At 63.9% G+C, this 18,467-nt stretch carries 23 protein-coding genes; all 23 read right to left on the bottom strand.

Annotated features, from left to right (window positions below; genetic code table 11):
- Position 1 precedes the first annotated feature (1 nt).
- From CP49_RS31145 to CP49_RS31035, 23 genes are read right to left on the bottom strand one after another with little or no spacing between them, the layout of a single operon-like run.
- Positions 2 to 280 carry a hypothetical protein gene (locus CP49_RS31145; RefSeq protein WP_057853946.1) on the bottom strand — a complete coding sequence of 93 codons (279 nt, stop codon included), beginning with the start codon at positions 278 to 280 and terminating at the stop codon, positions 2 to 4.
- A complete protein-coding gene (locus tag CP49_RS46400) occupies positions 277 to 1,026 on the bottom strand; it encodes a hypothetical protein (protein WP_197423291.1) in 750 nt (249 codons plus the stop codon). Before CP49_RS46400 ends, CP49_RS31145 begins: the two co-directional genes overlap by 4 nt.
- An 8-nt stretch (positions 1,027 to 1,034) precedes the next feature.
- Positions 1,035 to 2,159 carry a phage late control D family protein gene (locus CP49_RS31135; RefSeq protein ID WP_057853945.1) on the bottom strand — a complete coding sequence of 375 codons (1,125 nt, stop codon included), beginning with the start codon at positions 2,157 to 2,159 and terminating at the stop codon, positions 1,035 to 1,037.
- Positions 2,160 to 2,162: 3 nt separating this feature from the next.
- Positions 2,163 to 2,393 carry a tail protein X gene (locus CP49_RS31130; protein ID WP_057853944.1) on the bottom strand — a complete coding sequence of 77 codons (231 nt, stop codon included), beginning with the start codon at positions 2,391 to 2,393 and terminating at the stop codon, positions 2,163 to 2,165.
- Positions 2,390 to 2,812 carry a phage tail protein gene (locus CP49_RS31125; protein WP_057853943.1) on the bottom strand — a complete coding sequence of 141 codons (423 nt, stop codon included), beginning with the start codon at positions 2,810 to 2,812 and terminating at the stop codon, positions 2,390 to 2,392. Before CP49_RS31125 ends, CP49_RS31130 begins: the two co-directional genes overlap by 4 nt.
- Positions 2,812 to 4,605 (bottom strand): phage tail tape measure protein, encoded by a 1,794-nt coding sequence (locus tag CP49_RS31120; protein ID WP_057853942.1) that lies wholly within the window; start codon positions 4,603 to 4,605, stop codon positions 2,812 to 2,814. The genes CP49_RS31125 and CP49_RS31120 overlap by 1 nt, the downstream gene beginning before the upstream one ends.
- The gene (locus CP49_RS31115) at positions 4,605 to 5,129 is read right to left on the bottom strand and encodes a hypothetical protein (RefSeq protein ID WP_057853941.1); all 525 of its coding nucleotides are present in this window, start codon (positions 5,127 to 5,129) and stop codon (positions 4,605 to 4,607) included. The genes CP49_RS31120 and CP49_RS31115 overlap by 1 nt, the downstream gene beginning before the upstream one ends.
- Entirely contained in the window at positions 5,130 to 5,516 is a 387-nt protein-coding gene (locus tag CP49_RS31110; RefSeq protein ID WP_057853940.1) for a hypothetical protein, read from the bottom strand.
- A 15-nt stretch (positions 5,517 to 5,531) separates the two neighbouring features.
- Positions 5,532 to 6,062, bottom strand: coding sequence for a phage major tail tube protein (locus CP49_RS31105; RefSeq protein ID WP_057853939.1), 531 nt, complete (start codon positions 6,060 to 6,062; stop codon positions 5,532 to 5,534).
- 31 nt (positions 6,063 to 6,093) lie between these two features.
- Positions 6,094 to 7,656: a phage tail sheath protein gene (locus CP49_RS31100; RefSeq protein WP_057853938.1), complete on the bottom strand. Its 1,563-nt coding sequence runs from the start codon at positions 7,654 to 7,656 to the stop codon at positions 6,094 to 6,096.
- Between the two features lie 46 nt (positions 7,657 to 7,702).
- A complete protein-coding gene (locus tag CP49_RS31095; protein ID WP_156438758.1) occupies positions 7,703 to 7,978 on the bottom strand; it encodes a hypothetical protein in 276 nt (91 codons plus the stop codon).
- Between the two features lie 11 nt (positions 7,979 to 7,989).
- Positions 7,990 to 8,565, bottom strand: coding sequence for a hypothetical protein (locus CP49_RS31090; protein WP_057853936.1), 576 nt, complete (start codon positions 8,563 to 8,565; stop codon positions 7,990 to 7,992).
- Between the two features lie 4 nt (positions 8,566 to 8,569).
- Positions 8,570 to 9,286 carry a hypothetical protein gene (locus CP49_RS31085; protein ID WP_057853935.1) on the bottom strand — a complete coding sequence of 239 codons (717 nt, stop codon included), beginning with the start codon at positions 9,284 to 9,286 and terminating at the stop codon, positions 8,570 to 8,572.
- A 4-nt stretch (positions 9,287 to 9,290) separates the two neighbouring features.
- Entirely contained in the window at positions 9,291 to 10,418 is a 1,128-nt protein-coding gene (locus CP49_RS31080; protein WP_057853934.1) for a hypothetical protein, read from the bottom strand.
- Between the two features lie 4 nt (positions 10,419 to 10,422).
- Positions 10,423 to 10,611, bottom strand: a complete 189-nt coding sequence (locus CP49_RS31075) for a hypothetical protein (protein WP_057853933.1) — start codon at positions 10,609 to 10,611, stop codon at positions 10,423 to 10,425.
- A 21-nt stretch (positions 10,612 to 10,632) separates the two neighbouring features.
- On the bottom strand, positions 10,633 to 12,867 hold the full coding sequence (locus CP49_RS31070) for a hypothetical protein (RefSeq protein WP_057853932.1): 2,235 nt from the start codon (positions 12,865 to 12,867) through the stop codon (positions 10,633 to 10,635).
- A 9-nt stretch (positions 12,868 to 12,876) separates the two neighbouring features.
- A complete protein-coding gene (locus tag CP49_RS31065) occupies positions 12,877 to 14,106 on the bottom strand; it encodes a phage tail protein I (protein ID WP_057853931.1) in 1,230 nt (409 codons plus the stop codon).
- A 1-nt stretch (position 14,107) separates the two neighbouring features.
- On the bottom strand, positions 14,108 to 15,025 hold the full coding sequence (locus CP49_RS31060) for a baseplate assembly protein (RefSeq protein WP_057853930.1): 918 nt from the start codon (positions 15,023 to 15,025) through the stop codon (positions 14,108 to 14,110).
- Positions 15,026 to 15,035: 10 nt separating this feature from the next.
- A complete protein-coding gene (locus tag CP49_RS31055; RefSeq protein WP_057853929.1) occupies positions 15,036 to 15,440 on the bottom strand; it encodes a GPW/gp25 family protein in 405 nt (134 codons plus the stop codon).
- Positions 15,437 to 16,138 (bottom strand): phage baseplate assembly protein V, encoded by a 702-nt coding sequence (locus CP49_RS31050; protein WP_057853928.1) that lies wholly within the window; start codon positions 16,136 to 16,138, stop codon positions 15,437 to 15,439. Before CP49_RS31050 ends, CP49_RS31055 begins: the two co-directional genes overlap by 4 nt.
- Positions 16,135 to 16,995, bottom strand: a complete 861-nt coding sequence (locus CP49_RS31045) for a hypothetical protein (protein WP_057853927.1) — start codon at positions 16,993 to 16,995, stop codon at positions 16,135 to 16,137. The genes CP49_RS31050 and CP49_RS31045 overlap by 4 nt, the downstream gene beginning before the upstream one ends.
- On the bottom strand, positions 16,992 to 17,387 hold the full coding sequence (locus CP49_RS31040) for a head-tail joining protein (RefSeq protein ID WP_057853926.1): 396 nt from the start codon (positions 17,385 to 17,387) through the stop codon (positions 16,992 to 16,994). Before CP49_RS31040 ends, CP49_RS31045 begins: the two co-directional genes overlap by 4 nt.
- On the bottom strand, positions 17,387 to 18,406 hold the full coding sequence (locus CP49_RS31035; protein ID WP_057853925.1) for a major capsid protein: 1,020 nt from the start codon (positions 18,404 to 18,406) through the stop codon (positions 17,387 to 17,389). Before CP49_RS31035 ends, CP49_RS31040 begins: the two co-directional genes overlap by 1 nt.
- Positions 18,407 to 18,467 lie beyond the last annotated feature (61 nt).

Here is an 18,467-nt window from a genome sequence, read left to right as displayed (position 1 = left end):
TCTAACCCGCCAGCGGCGGCTCGGGCGGCGCTGGGGCCAAGACCTTTGCGACCTCACCGTCCGGCTTGACCTGCTCGACTGTCACCGTGCCGCTGCGCCGCACCGCCTCGGTGACGATGCCGCTGAAGATCAGCCAGAGGGTGAGCCATTTCGGCGCAAGCAGCGGCGATAGATCGGTGACGACCAGCACGCTCCAGATGATGCCAACGATGATTTGAACGCGCGCCCAGACGATGGTGCCGGAATTGACGAACCAATTCCAAACCGACGTTTTTGTCATGCTCTATTCCTGTACAAGTGCCAGAGCAGCCAGACGACCCCGGCAGCACCTATGCCGATTGCGGCTATCGTGATGGCGGTGCCAAGCGAAAATCCCGACGCATGCGCCTGTTGCGCACCGACAACGGCCCCGGCGACAATGGCCCCGGTTGCGGTATTTTGCGCGACAGTTGGCGGTGCGGTGCCAAACTTGATGGAAGGATCAAGCTGCATGATCACCATCAGCAGACCGGCGCAGCCGAGCTGCCTGTCTACCGTGTTCGCATCGAACACGCCGTCGCGAACATACTTGCCGGATTTATATTGATCGGTCCCCGACCAGAGATAGGGCGATGGAATGCCCTTCATCGCGTAGCCGAGACCATTGTACTCTTCCAGCTTGGTCAACGTGCCAGCGATACTCCAGTCCTTGTTGCGTGAAGCATAGGGGTGGCAATTGACCAGCGCGTCATAAGCCGCATCTTCCCACGACTTGAACGGTCCCCGCCCCTTCGGAACGTGCGTTGAAACCTGATCCCACGGATCACCCTGCGCCAGACTTCGCGACCAGCTCTGCGAGCTTTCGCGCTGATGGGTGACGGCGATGAAAGGCCACGGGATGCCGGTTCGCGCCGAGACCGCCTCATATCTGGCTTTCGCTGCGACCAATCGCTTGGCAACGGGCGCGAACTCCGATGCGCGCGTCAGAGTGGCCGCTGTCCAGCGCCGCAAATTTGCGTCTCTCAACTTCGCAAGGCTGACTGCCATGGGCCACCTCAATCGAACTCGTTAGGCCATTGTGTTTCGCCGCCGCCGCCGGTCCCTTTGCCGCCACCGCTGCTCTTGCCTGCCTTGCGGCTATCTTTCCCCGCCTCGCCGCCGGGACGTTTGAGCGTCAGCGTTGTCCGATAACCGGAGCCGCGCGCCAGCTCATGTTTCGCATTGTCGATGATGTACGCCCCATCGACGCCCGGGCGCACGCCGACCACGGTGCAGATGCCTTCGGCGCGCGCCGCCGGATTGCCGTCGATGACGACCGTCCCTGACCCCTTGTCGCGACTGCTCTCCTTGCCAGCGGACTTGCCGTGCTCCTTGCCTTCGGCGGCATCAAACTTCGAATGGCGGATGTGCGCGGCCACGTCCTCCGACTTGCCGCCGCCATCGCCCTCGATCTGGACTTTCTCCTCCATCCACTTCGCCTTCTTGACGTCGTACCAGCGCGCCCGGACATCGGCGAAGGCGGGCCGCGACAGGATCGGCGAAATGCGGGACGTGATCAGGTTCTTGCCGACCTGCGCGGTGACGTTGCCGACCGCGCCGCCGCCGACCGTCTTGCCGGAGTTGCGGTCGAGAAAGACGCCGCGCTTGCCGCCGATCATCTTGAAGGTCGCGCCGACCTCGCGGGCCATGCGCTCGGCGAAGTGCAGGAAGCTTTCATGATCCTGCGCAATGTACTTGCGCTTTTCATTGCCGAGCCCGCTCGGGAACGACATCTCGACGCCCGCCTTTTGCGCGGCCTCCTTGACCGCGTCCTGCACCGACTTGTCGTCGTTGTGGATGGTCTGTTCTTCTTTCTGCTTGCCGTGGGTATCGGCCGACTTCGCCTCGACGGTGATCCGCCGACCGGCACCGCGATCAAAGATGTGGTTCACGTCATCGACAACGCCGTCGAACACCTGCATCACGCCGCCGTCGCTGGTGCCGAGCGCGACGATGACTGACGCCTTCTCCTGCGGCATGCCAATCGAGCCATAGGTATCGTCCAGCTCAATCGTCGCGGTATCCGCGTTCCGGCCCGCCGTGTCGGTGACCGTCAGCTTGATCAGGCGGGACGCGAACCGGGTCGAGACATCAGAGCCTGCGACGTAGACGAAGAACTGCGTCGCCTCGACGATTGCCATCGATCATTCCCAAAGCTTGACCACCTCGATTGCCGCGTCCATCTCCTGCGGCGTCAACGGCGGCAGGACGAACCTCGTTCCGACCGGCAAGACGACGCCGAGCGCCGCCAGCCCCGGGTTCACGTCAAGCACCCGCTCCAGATAGCCGGGCTGATAGCTCCGCAGCTTGCGCGTGATGTAGCGGTCGAGCGTAATGGCCTCGCCCCTGATGGTGACGATCTCGCCCGTGGTCATGGCGCAAGCCCGAACAACGACATGAACGCGCCCATCGCGCCCGGGCTATCCGCGCGCTCCAGCGTAATGGTCACGTCGATTTCCTGCCCGACGCCATCGGGCGACAGATGGCGGTGCGTTTCGTTGACGTTCATGATGACAAACCAGCCCATCGCGTAGCCGTCGCCGCGCATGCAGTATTGCGGCGAGCCGGTCTCGCGCATGGTGTGCAGCAATTGGAGCGCGCCCGCGCCGCCGGTCTTGAGCGGAAACAGTTTGCCCTGGATGGTCCTTTTGTCGTCGCCCTCGCCGACATGCTCGTAAATCTTGCGGCGGCCGACGACTTCCTTCTTGGCATAGTCGGTGGCCGCCTCGCGCGTGATCTCGTGCGCGTTCATCGGCGCGATGGAGAATTGCAGCGGCCCGACCTGTAGCAGCATTATGGTGACGCCCGTCCGAGATGGTTCGCGCCGTCAGCCTTGATGCCGTTCATGCTGATGTTTGGCGTCTGCACCGAGAACGTGATCGGGATGTTGCGCAGCATGGCCTCGATCTCCGCGCGCAGACCGGCAACCCTCGGCGAGAGCTGCGCAGCGCTATCGGCGAACGACTGAGCGAAGCTTGAGCCCGCCTGCGCGCCGAGCTGCGCCATTTCGGGCGCGGTGAACGGCACCGCCGCCGCGCCGCCAGTGAACGGCGAGGCCGATGCTGGCGGGCCTGCACCAGCCGGGCGCGCTCGCGGCAGCATTGGCGGGCCTTTCGGGAATATGCTCCTCGCCTCTTCCATCTCTTTTGCGCGCGCCGCCGCCTCGATCTCCGCATCGCGCACGGTGAAGTGATGGACGGCATCCCGCGCGCGCCGCAACCTCTCCTCCTCTTTCTTGCGGTAAGCGGGCTGGGGGAACAATGAGCGCTTGCCCCGCTCGTAGTCCTCCTGCGCCAGCTTCAATTCCCTGTCCGCTTGTTCGCGCGCCTTGCTCTCCTCCGGGCTCAGGCCCAATTCCGCGTGCCGCTTTTGCATCGCCTCGGTCTGGGCCTTTGGCGTGCTGCCGTGCTCGCGCAGATAGCGGTAACCCTCGCCCGCCTCGCGCAGCATCGAGGCCAGTATGCGCAACCCCTCCGGGATTTGGAAATCGGCGAGACCCTGCCCGAAACTCTCCTTGAATTCTTTCCATGAAGTCGCCAGCCGCTCCAGCTTCGCCTGCGTGCCGCCCAAGATGCGCTCATTCGCCGCTGCGGTCTCGCCGCCGCCCATCTTAACGTCGGCCTGAATGCCGCGCAGCTTGCCGCGCGCCTGATCGAGCGCATACAGGAAGGTTTGCAGCTCCTCGTTCTGCGTGATCATTCCGATCTTCGACCAGTCGCCCCTGGTCATGCTCTTCATGATGGTGAAGAACCTTTCGAGCGGGTCTTTGCCCTCCTTGGCCGCGCGCGCCAACTCTTTCGGCAGGTTGACGCCCGCCTTCTGGAGCGCGGCAATCGTCTTTTTGTTCGCCATGGCCTCGTAGGCAGCGCCGACCGCGTTGATCGCGCCAGCGCCGTCCTTGTAGGCTGGGGAGATGGCTTCGGCGAGCGCCAACGCCTTCTCGAACGTTTTCTCGCCGCTGCCGCCCACGCGCGCGACCTGCGCCATGATGTTGGGCAGACCGGCGGCGAAATCCTTCACCGTGACGTTGCCCTTGTGCGACGCCGCTGCAATCGCATCCCATGCGGCGACGAGGCGGTCCTGCGACAGGCCCATCTGGCCGACCATGACGCGGTTGACGTTGGCGACGTCCTTGATGTTCATGCCATAGGCCTGCGCAGCCATCGCCGCCTGCGGCATTTGCTGCATCGCTTCATTGAGCGTATCGCCGCCCGCGACGATGTCGGCATAGGCCGCCTCGACTTCCTCGCGCGGCAAGGCGAATTCCTGCGCCACCTTGTAGAGCTGCTGACGCGCCATATTGATCGCCGCCGCGCTCTCCCCCGCCGCGATGCCGATGCGCTCCAGATCGCGCTCGCGCTTGGCGAACATCTGCACCGACTCGACGGCCTGCTGCATGCCGATATAGCCCGCCGCCAGCCCGCCGAGCCTGCCCATGCTGGTGCCGAGCATTCCGGCCGGGCCGAGCCCCTTGCCAAGTCTTTGCGCCGCCCGCTCGGTCTTGTTGAGCGCGCCGGAAATCTGCGCCGCCGGGCCGGTGACCCCGTCGATCAGTTGCATCAGCAACGTGGATGATCGTGTCGCCATTACGTGCCTGCGGCTCTCTCAATCGCGTCGCGGATGAATTCCGGCAGCATGTCGGTGACGATCTGCAGGACGATATCGGCATCCGGCCATTTCAGCGCGCCGAGCGCCACGCCGTCGATGCCGGTCATTCGCGACGCCATCTCGAAATTGCTCCTGATCCGACCGGCGAGGAAATCCTGGACATCCCATAGCGCGGGCGGCGCGATGGTGACGTGGCGCAGCATTTTCCCCTCGATCTTGAGCGGGCAAAGCAGCATGTGCCTGCGCTGGCCGCCGACGCCGACATACTCGACGTTCGGTCGCGGCGGCGCGGGCTCGGGCTCCGCTTCCTTCGCGGTCCCGCCGACCGGCGACGGCTCCTCCTCACCCGGCCACGGGGGCTGTTGTGTGGGTTCCGGTGAAGGTTCGTCATCGTCGGTCAGCGAGGAGGATGGAGCGAACGCGCCCATGGGATCAGGGTCGCGTTCGCCCGATGGCGTGAAGCCCTCCGGCGCGATATCCGATGGATACACGCGCTGGTCCATTTACGCGCCGGCTTGCGGTTCTTCGCCGACCGGGGCCGGGTCGCCCTCCGGCGTCGTTGTCAGCGCAGCGACGATCTTGGCATTGTTCGCCGCGACGCCGTCGAACACGGCATCGACCTTGGCCTGCACGTCGGGCGGCAGACTTGCGCCCGACAGCGCGTCGCCGAGCTGCTGCCGCAGCGAGAGCGTCAAGGTGATAAGGCCATCGACCTGCGTGCCTTGGGCCTGAACCTCGGCAATGGTTTCGTCCAACGTTCGCATGTTGTGTCGCTCCATAACTACGAGACCGGCGACCATTCGCGCGATCTCTCTGATCTGACCCCGAATTTCGTCGATACCCTCGGAGCCGCCGGGTTGGTGAATGTGAACATCGACGTGCCACTTCATGATGACTCCTCCCGGTCAGACCAGACCGAGCATGGCCATGTACTCGCGGTCCTCGACGCCAAAGACGCGCGGTCGCGGCGTGGTCCAGAAATCCCATGTCCACCATTCGACGCCGCCGACCCACAGCTCATAGTGCGAGACCTCGATCATCGAATAGTCGTGGCCGAATTCGCTGCCGCGCGTGAACGCATCCGGCGTCAGCTTGCCGATGGAGCCGCGAAACACCGCCTTGCCTTGCAGCGCGCGGCCCTCGCGCTTGTCGCGGATAACCCCATAGGCGGTGACGTTGTTCACCGCGTTGGAGCCGATGGCGAACAGCTTGAAGCCCTCGGGATCGAAGCCCGCGATCTTGAATGTCGGCTCGATCTTGTTGATCGAATTCATCGAGAACGAAATCTGCCCCGAGCCGCCGCCCGGGTTGTGATCGACGGTCTGATATTCGAGCGTCGGCAGCGTCAGCGATGTCAGCGACAGATGCTTGGACTTGGTCGGGTCCGCATCGCCGAGGAACAGCGACACGGCTTCGAGCAGCAACACATTGGACATGATCGTTTCCTTCTGGCGAGCGGGTTGGCGACTACTGGACGGCTTCGGTCAGCACGGTCGATGCCGTCAGCGTCGCGATGGTCTGTTCAAGCGCCGGGCGGTGCGGTCGCGACAGGATCGTCGCCAGCCGGAACATCGGCGCTTCCTCGAACCGGGCATCGACGTAAATCTTGCCGGTCCTCAGATCGTCGGGATTGTTCTGGTCCGGATCGAACCGGCACAGATAGCCGAGAATGTCGCCCTTGCTCTGCGCGATGTTGAGGAGGTTGCCGACCACATTGACGACGGTCTGGATCGTGTGCGTGGTCAGGTTGAACTTGCCGAGGTAGTACCGCAGCGTTCGCAGCACGGTCAGCTCGATGAAATCGCGGCCTCGCACCTTGTGGTACTGTTGCCAGACCGCATCCTCGCCGACGTTCTCGTAACCCACAAAGACGAAACCGCCTTCGGCAATCGCGAAATCGTCGCCGGTCTCGCCGCGCACAATCGGCCCGATCTGGTGACCGAGCAAATCCTGACCCTCGGTCGCGCCATCGGTCAGCGAGAACTCGATGTTCCTTCCCGGCCCGACGATGCCATAGATCGGCTGGTTCGCCCATGAATGGAACGGGCGGCCCTCATATTCGAAGTCACGGCGCACCGCGACGCCGATGATGCGCGGGCTGGCGGGCTTGTGCACGACAACGCCGTTCTCCAGCACCTTCACGTCGGGATCAACGATGATCAGCCGGTTCGACGACAAGGTCTCGCGATAGTCGAGCGCGGCGGCCTCGGTGCTCGGCGGCGCGTCGATCACGGCGACGCCGAGATAAGAGTTGAGCACCGCTGGCAACGTCGCCGCAATCGGGTTGGCGAGCGCGTCCAGCGTCGCGGTGGCCGTCGCGCCAGCGCCGGTAAAGGGATCACCGTTGCCGTCCTCGCCGTCCTGCGGCTCGATGGTGAGCACCGGAGGCGCGGTATAGTTCCCGGGCGACAGCACGCGGATGCTCATGACCTTGCCCGCGTCCGCGCCCGTGCCCAAGACGACCTCGCCGACGAACCCGGAACCGTTGGCCCCGGCCGCGCTCACGGTCGGCTGGCCGTTGTAGTTTGCGCCTGGCGCGGTGACCGTGATGCTGGCGACGCCATTCGGCATGCGGTCGGTGAAGCCGGGCACGCAGACCAGTCGCGGATAAGCGCCGCACACCGCACCCGCGCGCTTGAAGGCCCAGATGCCGGTGCCGCCAACCGAGTTGCCGATGATGTTCGAGACCGTGTTCCAGTAGCGCTTGGTGGCGTCGGCGTCGGCGTCCTCCTCGGTGCGAACGTAGATCACGCGCGCCGAGCGCTGCATCCGCCCGAGCTGGGAATTGATCGCGCTCAGCGCGTCACCGATCCGGCTGGTCGGCTCGATCAGTTGCGCGGTGGCATCGGTCGAAGTGAACATGACCGGCACATTGAGCGGGAACGCCGCGTCGAACTCGGTCTGATCGACCGTCGCCTTCTTGGTGGCCGGGCCGCAGAGCCCGACCACCGACATGATTGCATTCGACGGCGGCGCGGGTTCGTTCGCCTCCCGAATGAACGAAAAGCCGAAATTGGGATTGACCGCCATTGATGGACCTCCAAGTTTCCCGTTGGTTAGCGCCGCGCCGATCTGCTCAAGCGTCGAGCGGCGGATCGTAGATCAGCACGTCCTCCGGTCTCGCCGTGATGGCGGCCATGTTCTGCTGATTGATTTGCACGTTCGCAGTACCGATTGGCGCGTTGGTGAAGTCGGCACCGACCACGCTGCCGAGCGGGATCGTCTCCCAATACCAGTACGGTTTGCCGACGCACAAATTGCGCACCATGTAGGGCGCGGTGCCGGGCATGGTCGTGAGCACCTTCAACTGATCCTGGCCGCTGATCTTAACGAAACAAACAAGCCGACCCATCTTCGCCTCCGTCACGGTTCGATCCTCATGACTTGAACGGACAGGCTGGCAGGATCGAACCCGCTGCCATCAGGTCCGTCTTTCACTTCAATCGTGAAATACTCGACTGTCGCCTCGCCAACGCGCTTGACTGGCGCATCGCCCGTGATCAACGCGAAATAATTCGTGTCGGGCTGCGCTTCGACGAAGAACAGCATGTAAAGCCCGACATCGAGATAGATCGCCGCGCCGATGTTGAACATGCCGTCGATGGTGGGTATCCAGCCGTCAACGATTTTGATGTTGAATGCAGCGGCGACCGTTTTCGGCGGGGTCGCAACCGGCGGCAGATCGACCGTGTCATAGACTTCGGACACGACGCCATCGATGCGCTCAATGCGCGGCTCGCCGATGGTCTGCTTTCCGGGCGGCGGCGCGAACGGGACAACCTCGAAGATGCCGACCGCTTCCTGATCTTCAGGCGGCCATGACTGCCAGACCTGCGGCGGATGCTTGACGACCGGCACGCCGTTCTCGGCAATGACAATGACCGTGTCGAGACCGAGTTCGGTGAACACGTCCGGCGATGTCTCGCGAACGAACCTCATGCTTTTAGCTCCAAGAGAGATAGACAGCGCCATTGACGCCGTACTGGGCTTGGGCGAAGTTGCCTTGGAGTGCCGGGTTCGTTTCGGATTGTCCCGACGAACCGCGCGCTCCCACCACGACTGTGATTGTCGAACCCGGCGTTAGCGCCGATCCATAGAGCCAGGTGCGGTAAGCACGAGCGCCGTTGCCGCCTGCACCGCCGCGAAACTCGCCGTTATAGGTGTATGCTCCGGCACCGCCCGACGTTGCGTCGCCGGTCCCGTTGTAGTCACCGTTCACGCCCGTTCCGTGCGCGCCGTTAGCGCCTTGACGCACGCTGTAGTCGTAGTACTCCCATTCACTAGGGGCTTCGGCATGGTAATAAGCGCGACCTCCGCCACCTCCGCCGTAGCCAACCAAGTTTCCGGTTGGGGCATTGAAGTAGCTGTAGCCGCCTGCCGTGCCATCAGTGGAATACGGGCCGGTCAAGAAGACACCGCCACCGCCGCCACTCGCTCCGCGCACGTCGGCGAAGAACGAATTAAAGTGCGGCACCGTGAAGCTATAGGTGCCCGGCGTCGTGTAGTTCGTCGAACCGGGCGTGACCGGCGGCCTCGCGACCACTGGCAGCGGCGCAATGCCTGGAAGCGCATGACGCGGTCGCAAGACGCGCCGCTGCGGGATCAGCACGCGCCGCTCTGGCACCAACAGGTGCGAGGGCTTGCGCGCGGCCAATGCCATCAGCTCAGCCCGTCAGCTTGCCGCCGGTAAAGGCGAACAGGTTTCCGGTGTACTGATAGGTCAGATAGTTCGACGCCCCGGTGGCCGTTGACAGCGCCGGATACTGCGCGTTGATCGGATACCACAGATTGCCATAGGAGACGGTGCGCCCCGCGCCGCTGCCCTGATAGATATAGATGCAGCCCGATTGGCCGTTCTTCCCGTTGATCGGGTTTAGCAGCGTGATGCTGCCATTGAGTGGCAGCCAAAAGTTCACTCCGGTCGATAGATCGAGCGTGATCGTGCCGGACTGCTCCGGCAGCGTGACCAGCATTGCCGCATCCCACACCGCTTCAGCGGTAAGGAGCTTGTTCGCCGCCTTGGCGCGGAAGTTCGCCGCCGTCGCGAAGATGTTGGCCGCGAGCTGACTCCAGCCGACCGTGTCCTGCGTCGCGAGCAGCTTCAGCCCGAGCGCCGTGCGCGCCGCTGCCACATCGAGCAGATCGGCAAGGTTCTGATCGCGCGCCAGCCGTGACGACAGGTCAACGCCGGGGATCGCCGCAATCGCCGCCGCAATCGCCGCCGCAGCCTCGGCAGTCGTCCACGCGCCGACCTGCGCCGCCGTCACTTCATGCGGATTGTCTTTCCGCGCAGCATGCGTCAGATCGGGCGGCGCACCGACCCGGATCAGCCAGTCATTGACGGTGCCGCTGCCGCCGACTTCATCGACGCTGATTTCGAGCAGCTTGGTCGCCCGGTCGAACGAGACCACCTCACCCAGCATGTAGCGCGCGCCGTCCGCCGCCGACCGCGCCTTGACATAGTCGGTGTAGACGTAGTTCTCCGCGCTCTCCTCGGTGAGGATGAACGACCTCGGCCCCAGCCCGATCTCCAGCGGCGTGAAGCTTTCCGCCGAGAACGATGCGCCGAGCGAGTTGAGCCGGTCCTGCGCCTCGATGATCAGCGGCGTGAATGTGTCGTTGAGCCGCTGCAATGCGACCCGTTCCAGATCATCGACCGCATTGTCGATCCGCTCCGCGTCGTTCTCGCGCGTCGCCAGCCGCAGGTCGATATCCTGAAACCGCGTGTTCCAGAATTCGGGCGCGGCGAGGTTGTCGTTGCGCTCGATCCTATAGGCGTCGTACCGGCGCATTCGGTCAGACCTTCTTTGCCCAGATCACGACATCACCGAGATCGCGCGCGACCTGACCGGCGACGACGATTTTCGGGCTTGACGGTCGCGCCATCAGCTCTGGCCCGACCTCGACCGTGCGGCTGACCTTGATCTCGTACAGCTTGCCGTCCTCGAACTTCGGCAGCTTCTCCATCGGCTTGATCGTTTCCATGTTGACCCTCTCTCTTTCCGTTTACAGCGACCAGAACGTCCGCGCCGCAACGTGAAACACGTTGGCGGGCGAGTTGGTCGCGGCGATCATCTGGATGGTGAAGTTCGCGGTCGATGCCGGAGTGAAGCGGAAGGTTCGGTTGATCCGCTTCAGGTTGGCGTCGATCACTTCATCGACCACGCTGACCGGATCGACATCGGCGGCACCGACCCGCAGCTTGCAGGTGAAGTCATGCGGCGTCTCATCGAACCGCTCCAGCATGCACCGGACATAGATGTTGGAGCTGGGCGTCGCCAAGGTCTGCGCTTCCGAGATGTGCTTGAACGCCGTCTTTGGCCGCGAGACGTAGACCCGCGAGCCGGTCAGCATCAGGCCCGCCTGCACGTCGCGCGTGCCGATGAAGCGCGCGCGGAATTGGCACAGCGGCGGCGCTCCGTTCAAGGCGCTCACATTGGTCACCGTCAGCGGCTGCCACTCACCCGAGCCGTTCGGCCGCATCTCATAAATCATCTCGCACGACGCCGGGACGATAGTGCCAGCGGTGATGTCGATGTTGCGCAACCCGCCATCGAGATTGATCGGCGCGAACTCAATCGTCGCCTGCGCCGCATTGAACTTCGCGCCCCAGACCTCGAACAGCATGTCCTTCATCAGGTCGCCGAGGTAGTACGCGCCATCGGTCGAATAGAAGAACGTGCCGTCGAGATACCTCTGGCCGTAGGCCATGCCGATGCGATGGTTGGCGTTCGATGTCAGCACGATGGCATAGCGCTTGCCGCGCTCAAGGAACGTCGGGACGATGTCCACCCTGTTCCAGCCGACCACGATGGAGGCCGCGTTGTGAACCTGATGCAAGATCACCTTGTCCAGATCGGGCATGCCGTTGGTGACTTCGCAGAGCGACACAACGATGTTCTCCTGCGCCGCCTTGGCGGTGACGTAGAAGCCGAGCCGCGTCGCCCACATATCGTTCGCCACCAGGAACGTCTGCGCGATCTGCGCGCCCGTGATGGTGTGATCGATGGTCTCCAGTTCCCAATAGCTTTCGGTCCAAGTGTCGTGCCACCAATTATCGACCTGGATGAAACCATGCCGCTGCACGGTGGTCTGCTGAAAGGTCTGGAAGTTCGGCAACCACCACGGTGCCACTTCACCCTGCTGCGAGCGAAGAATGGCACCGTTGGTGCATTGGGTGTAACCGCCGCCGTAGCGCAGGCGTTCTTTCTTGATCTTGCGCTCGACAAGCTCATAGGTCTGATAGCCGTACTGCGCGATGCCGAGATCGTCGTGATAGGCGTTGACCGTCAGCTTCACCTCGCTGGTGTACTTCGGCAGCAACAGGCCGCCCTGATAGGCGGCGTTGGGATCATTGGCCGAGAACAGCGAGATTTCGAAGATGTCGGAATTGGCCGCCGCGAAGCGCGCGCCCATTTCGGTCAGCGCGTCATAGCCGAGCGACTGACCGTCATCGATGTCGCTGTCGGACGGTTCGATGAAGTAGTCCGCGCCATATTGCGAATAGGTCGCGGGCAGCCCGACCTTCTCCTTCACCTCGGCGAGATCGCGGAACAGCATGCCGACATCGAATTGGCTGGCGCTCGCGCGGATCAGCGCGGCGAGCGCCGCCAGATCGGACGCGAGGGAGGCAACGCGCGGGCCGATCTGGTCGCGGAAGGTCTCCAGCGCATCGGCCCTCGTGTCGAGCACTTCGGTCGATGCCACCTGAAATTCGCCGAGCATCTGCACCGAGACGACTTGCGTCGGATCGAGCGTCACATAGGCAATCGCGGCATGGCCGATAGGCGTTGCCGGAGCCTGCGGGTCGGAGCTTTCCGTCCCGGCCGTGATCGCAATGACCGCGTCGCGCGAGCGCGTGGTGGCGACGGCGTCGGGCTCGGTGCGCCCGGTATCGACATCGACCAGAAAATCGCGTTCCTCGACATCGGTCTCGTTTTCCGAGCCGAACACCGAGATCAGCACCTTGCGCTGCGCGACCGCAGGCAGCGAGGCGATCAGCGATTGCACCGTGGTCGATGAGCGCAGGAACACCGCGCCCGCGACATCATAGAACCGGCCGGGCGCGATCTGGATTTCGGTCTGCGCGGTCTTGACGACGTTGAAGCCCGCATAGCGGCGCGTCGCGGTGACGGCATCGGCGACGAGATGGTCGAGCGCGGCACGGCTATAGGTCTGGATGTCATTGTGATCCTGCGCCTGCTGCTCCATGTAGTCGCGGAAGATGACCTGCTTTTCCATTTTGAACCTCTATTGCCGTGAGACGATGACGCTATCGATGCCCGCGAGCACGGGCCTGCCGCCCGCAATGAACGGCGGCACCGGGCCGGTCACCATTTTGATGCGGTCGGACAGCCGCTTGGATGCTGCGAGCGCGCTGCGAACCTTCTCCAGCGGCAGCGGATTGTGCGGCATCCAGAACCGACGCCGCGCCGTGATGCCCTCGCCCGCCTGATGGCGATTGCGCTTCGAATAGACCGAGACATGCGCCCATGCCGTGTGCGTCGGAAAGCCATAGCGCCCGACGCCCATGAACTGCACCGCCGCGCGCCGCGCCGCCGACCTGCCGTCAAGCACGGCATAGCGCTCGTAAACCCGCATCGGTGCAGATGACGGCACGAAGAACGCCTTGAGCCCGGCCGGGAGATCGCAATAGGTGGCAAAGCCGCGCGTGCCTGGATTGCGGATCGTCTCCGGCTCGCTATCGACCGCCTGCAATCCCGGCGTCACCGCCGACCGCCATGGCAGCGCCGCCTTGGGCCGGATCGATAAGAGCCGGGTGCGCGCGGTCGATGGCTCGTAGTAGCGGCGACCCGCGACGCGGTTTGCAAACACGCGCAGCGCGGCGGGCGCTGGCAGATGCAGCCGGAAGATCGAGCCGACGTTGGTCACGCGCGTATCGGTCTCGACGCCATCGACGATCCAGCGCGCGCGCCGACCGAGCCGCTCCAGCGCGGTCGATGGGATCAGCGCAGGCCAATTGAGATAGAACCGCGCCGAATGCAGCCGGGCGCTCGGCGCGCGTCCACCATAGAACGCCTTTCGCGGCGCGGCGGGCACGCTATCCCTGACATGCCAGACCCGAACCTGCGGCAGCGTCGCCAGCCATGCCTCGCGGTCGGCCTTGGTCAGCGACTTGCCGGAAAAGACCCGCATCGGCGGGCGTTCGATCCGGGTAACCTCGGCATCGGCATAGCGCGCATATTCGCGCAGGCAATAGGCCGTGCCCTTTTTCATCTGCAACAGGAGCGCATTGGCGACGACCGCGCGCTTGCGCGTCTCGCGCCATGTCCGCTCCCAGATATCGACTGACAGCTCAAAGCCGAGATGTGCCAGAAACTGGCTCGGCACCTCATAGGGCCGTTTGAGCAGGTCGATCTGGACCGGCAGCGTATTGAGCCGCGCGCCAGCGGCGGCCAGCACGATATCGAGGTTCGAGGCATTGCGCGGTTGCAGATGCTGGTCGAACGGGATCGCCACGCTACTCGACCACCACGGTTGTCACCTCGACGCCGGTCAGCACCGGAATGTGATCGTCATCGCAGATGATGTCGCCGATCATGTCGATGACGACGTTCTCGACGCCCGCGATCTTGGCCGCCGCATAGAGCCCGGCGCGATAGACCTCGGCACCGATGCGGCAGCGCTCGGCCGCATAGGCGCGGATTTTGTCCTCGACGGCGGTCTCGATAGTCAGCGGGTCAGGACCGCGCGGGAAATAGACCGTGGCCGCGACGGTGTACGGGGTTCGCTGCGCCCGATAGACCGAAACGATATCGGTCAACGGGACCGTGTCCTCTCTCTCGAACCGGCGCACCAACTGCCCGAGCGTCGCCGCCGAGACATCCGCGCCATTCGCGCCGGAGACGACAACGTTGACCCGGCCGTCGCGCGGGCTATAGGCCCATGCGTCAACGATCTCGGGCGATAGCGTCAGCGCGAAATACATATACGCGCCGCGCGGCCCGACCGTTGAGAATGCCTCCGGCGCGAGCTGGATGCGGCGGCGAAAGCGGTCGTCGCTCTCCATGATCGGCGCAGAGCCAAGCGCCACCTCGGCCGGATTGAGCACAAGCCGGAAGGTGCCGAACAGCGCGCCGAGATGGTCGAGATCGTTGCCGACCGCATAGGTCAGCAGCACCGCGCGCGCCTTGTCATTGATCAGCGCGCGGATCACGGTCTCGCGGTAGGCATAGGCTTGCAGGATGATCGTCATCGGCTCGGTCTCAAGGCCGAGCGTATCGAGCGGCGGCAGGTCGGGCCGCTTCTGCCTGACGACATCCCACGCCGACAGCACCCACGTTTTCTGCGCATCGAGGATGGTTTCGAAACTGACTTCCTCGATCAGGTCGGGCGGCGTCAGTTGCGTCAGGTCGGGGGCGAGAAAGCGAGACGACATTGCCCCTCCTCTATGCGGCCTCGGGATAGGCGGCGACGATGGCCTGTTTCAGTTCATCCGGGTCGAACGCGAGCGTTCTAATTCCGCTGGGCGTCATGTCGCCGGATAGTGCGTTGGGCCGATAGATCACCTCGATGACCCATGTCGATGCGCCCGTGCGGTCGAACTCGGTGATGTCGATCCGGTACGGCGTCAGGCGCGGCTCGAACAGGTCGATGGCGAGCGCGATGCCCCAGCGGATGCGCAACAGCGTCTGCGCGCTGACGTTCTCGCCGAGCAGCCGGATGACGTGGCTGCCGACATAGCCGCGCATGACGCGCTCGAAAAACGGCGTCGTGAAGATCACGCGCACCGATTGGACAACGTGATCCCATCCGGAAAGCAGCTTGCCGGTCTGCCGGTTCATTCCGCTCATGATACTGGCGCGCCTTCCTCACCGCCCTCGCCATCGTCGCCGTCGACGTCCGATGGCGCTTCTTCCGGCTCCTCGCCGCCATCGACCCACGGCGGGGTTGCCAGATTGGCACCGCTCACGACGTGCACCGCGCCACCGCCGCCGATCTTGACGGCCTCCGACCCCTTGATGTGGACGTTGGAGGCATCCTGATAGATCGCTTCGCCCGCCTTCGAGCTTATCGTTTCCTTGGTCAGCTTGAACTTGGTGTCGCCAATCGTGATGCTCATGTCCTCTTTCTTGATGTCGATCTTGACATCGCCGACCGTCAAGGTGACCTGATCTTTCTTGATCACGGTCTTAACCTTGTCGAACTTCATGACGTGTTCATCTTCCTTGTCGCCGGGCGACGGGAATTTTTCGCTCCACGTCATCGGCACCGCGAAGGCTTGCCCCAGCTCGCCGCCCGGCGCGATCACCGTCATGTTCTGACCCTTCACTGGCGGGTTGTGGAATTTGTATTCGCCCGCCTGCTGGGCATACGGTATCCACGCGCTCTTGAACGGCTTGTCCTCGCTCTCGGGATTGAGCCGGACGCGCAGCACCTGCTTTTCGGCATCGATGTCGGTGATCGGCCCGTGCCGGATCAGGTTGGCAATGCGCCGCTTGGTCTCGCCGACCTCGGCCCACAGCTCGGTCAGATGATCCTCAAGGTTCATATGCGCTGTTCGGTGCCGACAATGATGATCGGCCCGCCTTCCTCCGGAAGATCGCGGCCGACCTGTTTGTCAACGTCGGTGTCGCGGAATTTGTCACTGCCGGGCGTGGTGCCGATCACCTCGGTCGTCACCTCGGTCGCGGGCGTCGCATAGGGCGGCGCGACGCCGATGCCGCGCGTGCCCTGCTCGGTCAGGCCCAGCATCGATTGCGCCTGTTGCCAGCTCGGCAACGGCGCGCCGATGATTTCCTGTTCGATCAGGGTCGCCACCGTCGCCAACCCCTCGATATCAGCCGCCCTGATCGCCGCCAGAAACTCGGCGACCGGATGGTCGGGAGCCATCGGAATACCTGGCTGCGGCTCGGCGATGGTGTCGCAGTTAAAGACGATGAACCGCGCCGCCCAGCGCGCGCCGCGCTCGCCCTCGCCGGTTCGCTCCGCATCGGTCGATCTGATCGACATCACCATCTTGCGGACGAACTCGCCCCAAGGGTTGAGCGGATCATGGAACAGCGCGCGTCGGACCTGCATCTCGATCAGGTCGATGGCGCGCTCGTATCCGGCATCGCTCGCCGGGATTTCGACCGCTGGCCCGCCATCGGCCTGCGGCACCTTGCCCGCAATGCCCATCTCGACAACCAGATGCAACTGGCGGTCGGCCGCGTTGACATCGCGCCCGGTGACGCCCTCTTGCTCATCCCTGTCGGTATAGACCGACAGCCACGGCGCATCCTGATGCTCGGTCATGGCCTCGGAGAGCGGCAGGTTGCGCGTGTCATAGACCAGCGTTCCGGCCCATGTGCGCTCGCGCAGGGCGAGGACCGCCGCCATGCGAATGCAGAGCCGGACCACGCTCATGGCCGGATCATCTCGATGACGGTGCGCCCGGTCGGGTCGGGATAGGCGCGGTTGATCTCGAACGTCTGATTGTTGCGGTCCAGCATGGTGACCCTATCGCCGTGGCGCGGATCGGCCGCCTGCACATCGACGGTCCTGACCGACAGCGTCAGCGTCGCCACCGCCATCCGCTCGCGGAACGGAGAGCCGGAATGATCGCCCGCGAGATTGGACATCTGCTCGTCGGTCATGATGTAGACCGCGACCACGGTCGCCAGTGGCCGCGTCTCGTCTCTGACGCCAGCGGCATAGTCGCTGGCCTTCATGGGCGTGATGAGGACACGTTCGCCGAACTGCTCATTGACGACGCTGTCGATTTGAGCGGCGAGCGTGCGCCAATCAGCCAGTACCATCAGGCACGCCGCGCCGTCATCAGCGCCTTCGGGCGCGTGCAGATGTTGAGGTTGTTGGTCTGGCTGTCGAGATGGATACCCTTGCCATTTGGCATCTCGTACTGCTTCGCATAGGTCCGCTGACCGGGACGGTTGACCGTCTCGATGTAGTCGGCGGGTGCGAAGTAGGTACGGAACAGCCCGGGCACGCCAATCGGGAAAAGATTGGCCTTGTCGTCATTGACGAACTTGGTCGCGCCGACGCCGCCGCGATAGTTCTCCCAGACGATGCCGCCGAACTCGAACTGTCCCCAAATCTCGCCATTCGGCCCGATATAGGCTTGCCGAAGCTGCTCGGCGGCGGGATTGTTGAGGAAGGTCGCGCGGACTTCCGGGTGCTGCAACAGCGCGTCGAACAGATCATCACCGCACACGGCACGAATGCCGGAGAACGGGATGCCGTCAAGGTTGCCGCCCATCTTGCGGGTGAGACCGGCGCAGAGCTTGCGCAGTCCACCGGGCTCCGGGTTGGCGTTGGCCAGATCAAGATTGGCCTCGGGCTCCGGCGCGACGCCGAACTCGGTGAACAGATTGAGCTGGGTGCCATCGGCATAGGTCACCAAGCCCTGCACCGCGCCGATGCGCGAATACTCAATCGTCACCTCGTGCGACTCGCGATGCAGCATCAGGCGCTCGGAGAGCAGGTCTTGCAGAAACATGACCTGATCCTCGGAGCCGAATGCGCGCACGCCCTGGACTTCCTCTGCCATCACGCCATCGTTGATCTCGAAGTGCGGGATGGAGAACGGACGCCCATTGCGCTTGACCTTGTCGATGGTCTGGCCGGGACCGCCGCGAGGCGACGGCGCGACCAGCACGAGCTGGCCACCGCGCATCTCGATCATCACGGTGGTCGTGGCGACCGGCGTTTCCTGAAACAGACCAAGGCTTGCCAGCCGTCGCGGCCGGAAGATCGGCGAGTTGATGGCATCTGTCAGCTCGATGACGCCGAACAGATTAGAGCGGAAGATGTCCAACATGGACGTTGTCCTTTCTGAAAAGTGCAAGCGGCACCGCCCCGGTCAGCGGTGCTGCCGGGGT

This window comes from Bradyrhizobium valentinum, assembly GCF_001440405.1.
Classification (GTDB): domain Bacteria; phylum Pseudomonadota; class Alphaproteobacteria; order Rhizobiales; family Xanthobacteraceae; genus Bradyrhizobium; species Bradyrhizobium valentinum.
Note: the sequence above shows the minus strand (reverse complement) of the source record. Positions and strands in the feature narration are given on the sequence as shown.

Bases quoted from the DNA above. Each gene is read 5' to 3' on its own strand.
- CP49_RS31145 (WP_057853946.1), bottom strand. From the start codon at position 280: ATGACAAAAACGTCGGTTTGGAATTGGTTCGTCAATTCCGGCACCATC.
- CP49_RS46400 (WP_197423291.1), bottom strand. From the start codon at position 1,026: ATGGCAGTCAGCCTTGCGAAGTTGAGAGACGCAAATTTGCGGCGCTGG.
- CP49_RS31135 (WP_057853945.1), bottom strand. From the start codon at position 2,159: ATGGCAATCGTCGAGGCGACGCAGTTCTTCGTCTACGTCGCAGGCTCT.
- CP49_RS31130 (WP_057853944.1), bottom strand. From the start codon at position 2,393: ATGACCACGGGCGAGATCGTCACCATCAGGGGCGAGGCCATTACGCTC.
- CP49_RS31125 (WP_057853943.1), bottom strand. From the start codon at position 2,812: ATGCTGCTACAGGTCGGGCCGCTGCAATTCTCCATCGCGCCGATGAAC.
- CP49_RS31120 (WP_057853942.1), bottom strand. From the start codon at position 4,605: ATGGCGACACGATCATCCACGTTGCTGATGCAACTGATCGACGGGGTC.
- CP49_RS31115 (WP_057853941.1), bottom strand. From the start codon at position 5,129: ATGGACCAGCGCGTGTATCCATCGGATATCGCGCCGGAGGGCTTCACG.
- CP49_RS31110 (WP_057853940.1), bottom strand. From the start codon at position 5,516: ATGAAGTGGCACGTCGATGTTCACATTCACCAACCCGGCGGCTCCGAG.
- CP49_RS31105 (WP_057853939.1), bottom strand. From the start codon at position 6,062: ATGTCCAATGTGTTGCTGCTCGAAGCCGTGTCGCTGTTCCTCGGCGAT.
- CP49_RS31100 (WP_057853938.1), bottom strand. From the start codon at position 7,656: ATGGCGGTCAATCCCAATTTCGGCTTTTCGTTCATTCGGGAGGCGAAC.
- CP49_RS31095 (WP_156438758.1), bottom strand. From the start codon at position 7,978: ATGGGTCGGCTTGTTTGTTTCGTTAAGATCAGCGGCCAGGATCAGTTG.
- CP49_RS31090 (WP_057853936.1), bottom strand. From the start codon at position 8,565: ATGAGGTTCGTTCGCGAGACATCGCCGGACGTGTTCACCGAACTCGGT.
- CP49_RS31085 (WP_057853935.1), bottom strand. From the start codon at position 9,286: ATGGCATTGGCCGCGCGCAAGCCCTCGCACCTGTTGGTGCCAGAGCGG.
- CP49_RS31080 (WP_057853934.1), bottom strand. From the start codon at position 10,418: ATGCGCCGGTACGACGCCTATAGGATCGAGCGCAACGACAACCTCGCC.
- CP49_RS31075 (WP_057853933.1), bottom strand. From the start codon at position 10,611: ATGGAAACGATCAAGCCGATGGAGAAGCTGCCGAAGTTCGAGGACGGC.
- CP49_RS31070 (WP_057853932.1), bottom strand. From the start codon at position 12,867: ATGGAAAAGCAGGTCATCTTCCGCGACTACATGGAGCAGCAGGCGCAG.
- CP49_RS31060 (WP_057853930.1), bottom strand. From the start codon at position 15,025: ATGTCGTCTCGCTTTCTCGCCCCCGACCTGACGCAACTGACGCCGCCC.
- CP49_RS31055 (WP_057853929.1), bottom strand. From the start codon at position 15,440: ATGAGCGGAATGAACCGGCAGACCGGCAAGCTGCTTTCCGGATGGGAT.
- CP49_RS31050 (WP_057853928.1), bottom strand. From the start codon at position 16,138: ATGAACCTTGAGGATCATCTGACCGAGCTGTGGGCCGAGGTCGGCGAG.
- CP49_RS31045 (WP_057853927.1), bottom strand. From the start codon at position 16,995: ATGAGCGTGGTCCGGCTCTGCATTCGCATGGCGGCGGTCCTCGCCCTG.
- CP49_RS31040 (WP_057853926.1), bottom strand. From the start codon at position 17,387: ATGGTACTGGCTGATTGGCGCACGCTCGCCGCTCAAATCGACAGCGTC.
- CP49_RS31035 (WP_057853925.1), bottom strand. From the start codon at position 18,406: ATGTTGGACATCTTCCGCTCTAATCTGTTCGGCGTCATCGAGCTGACA.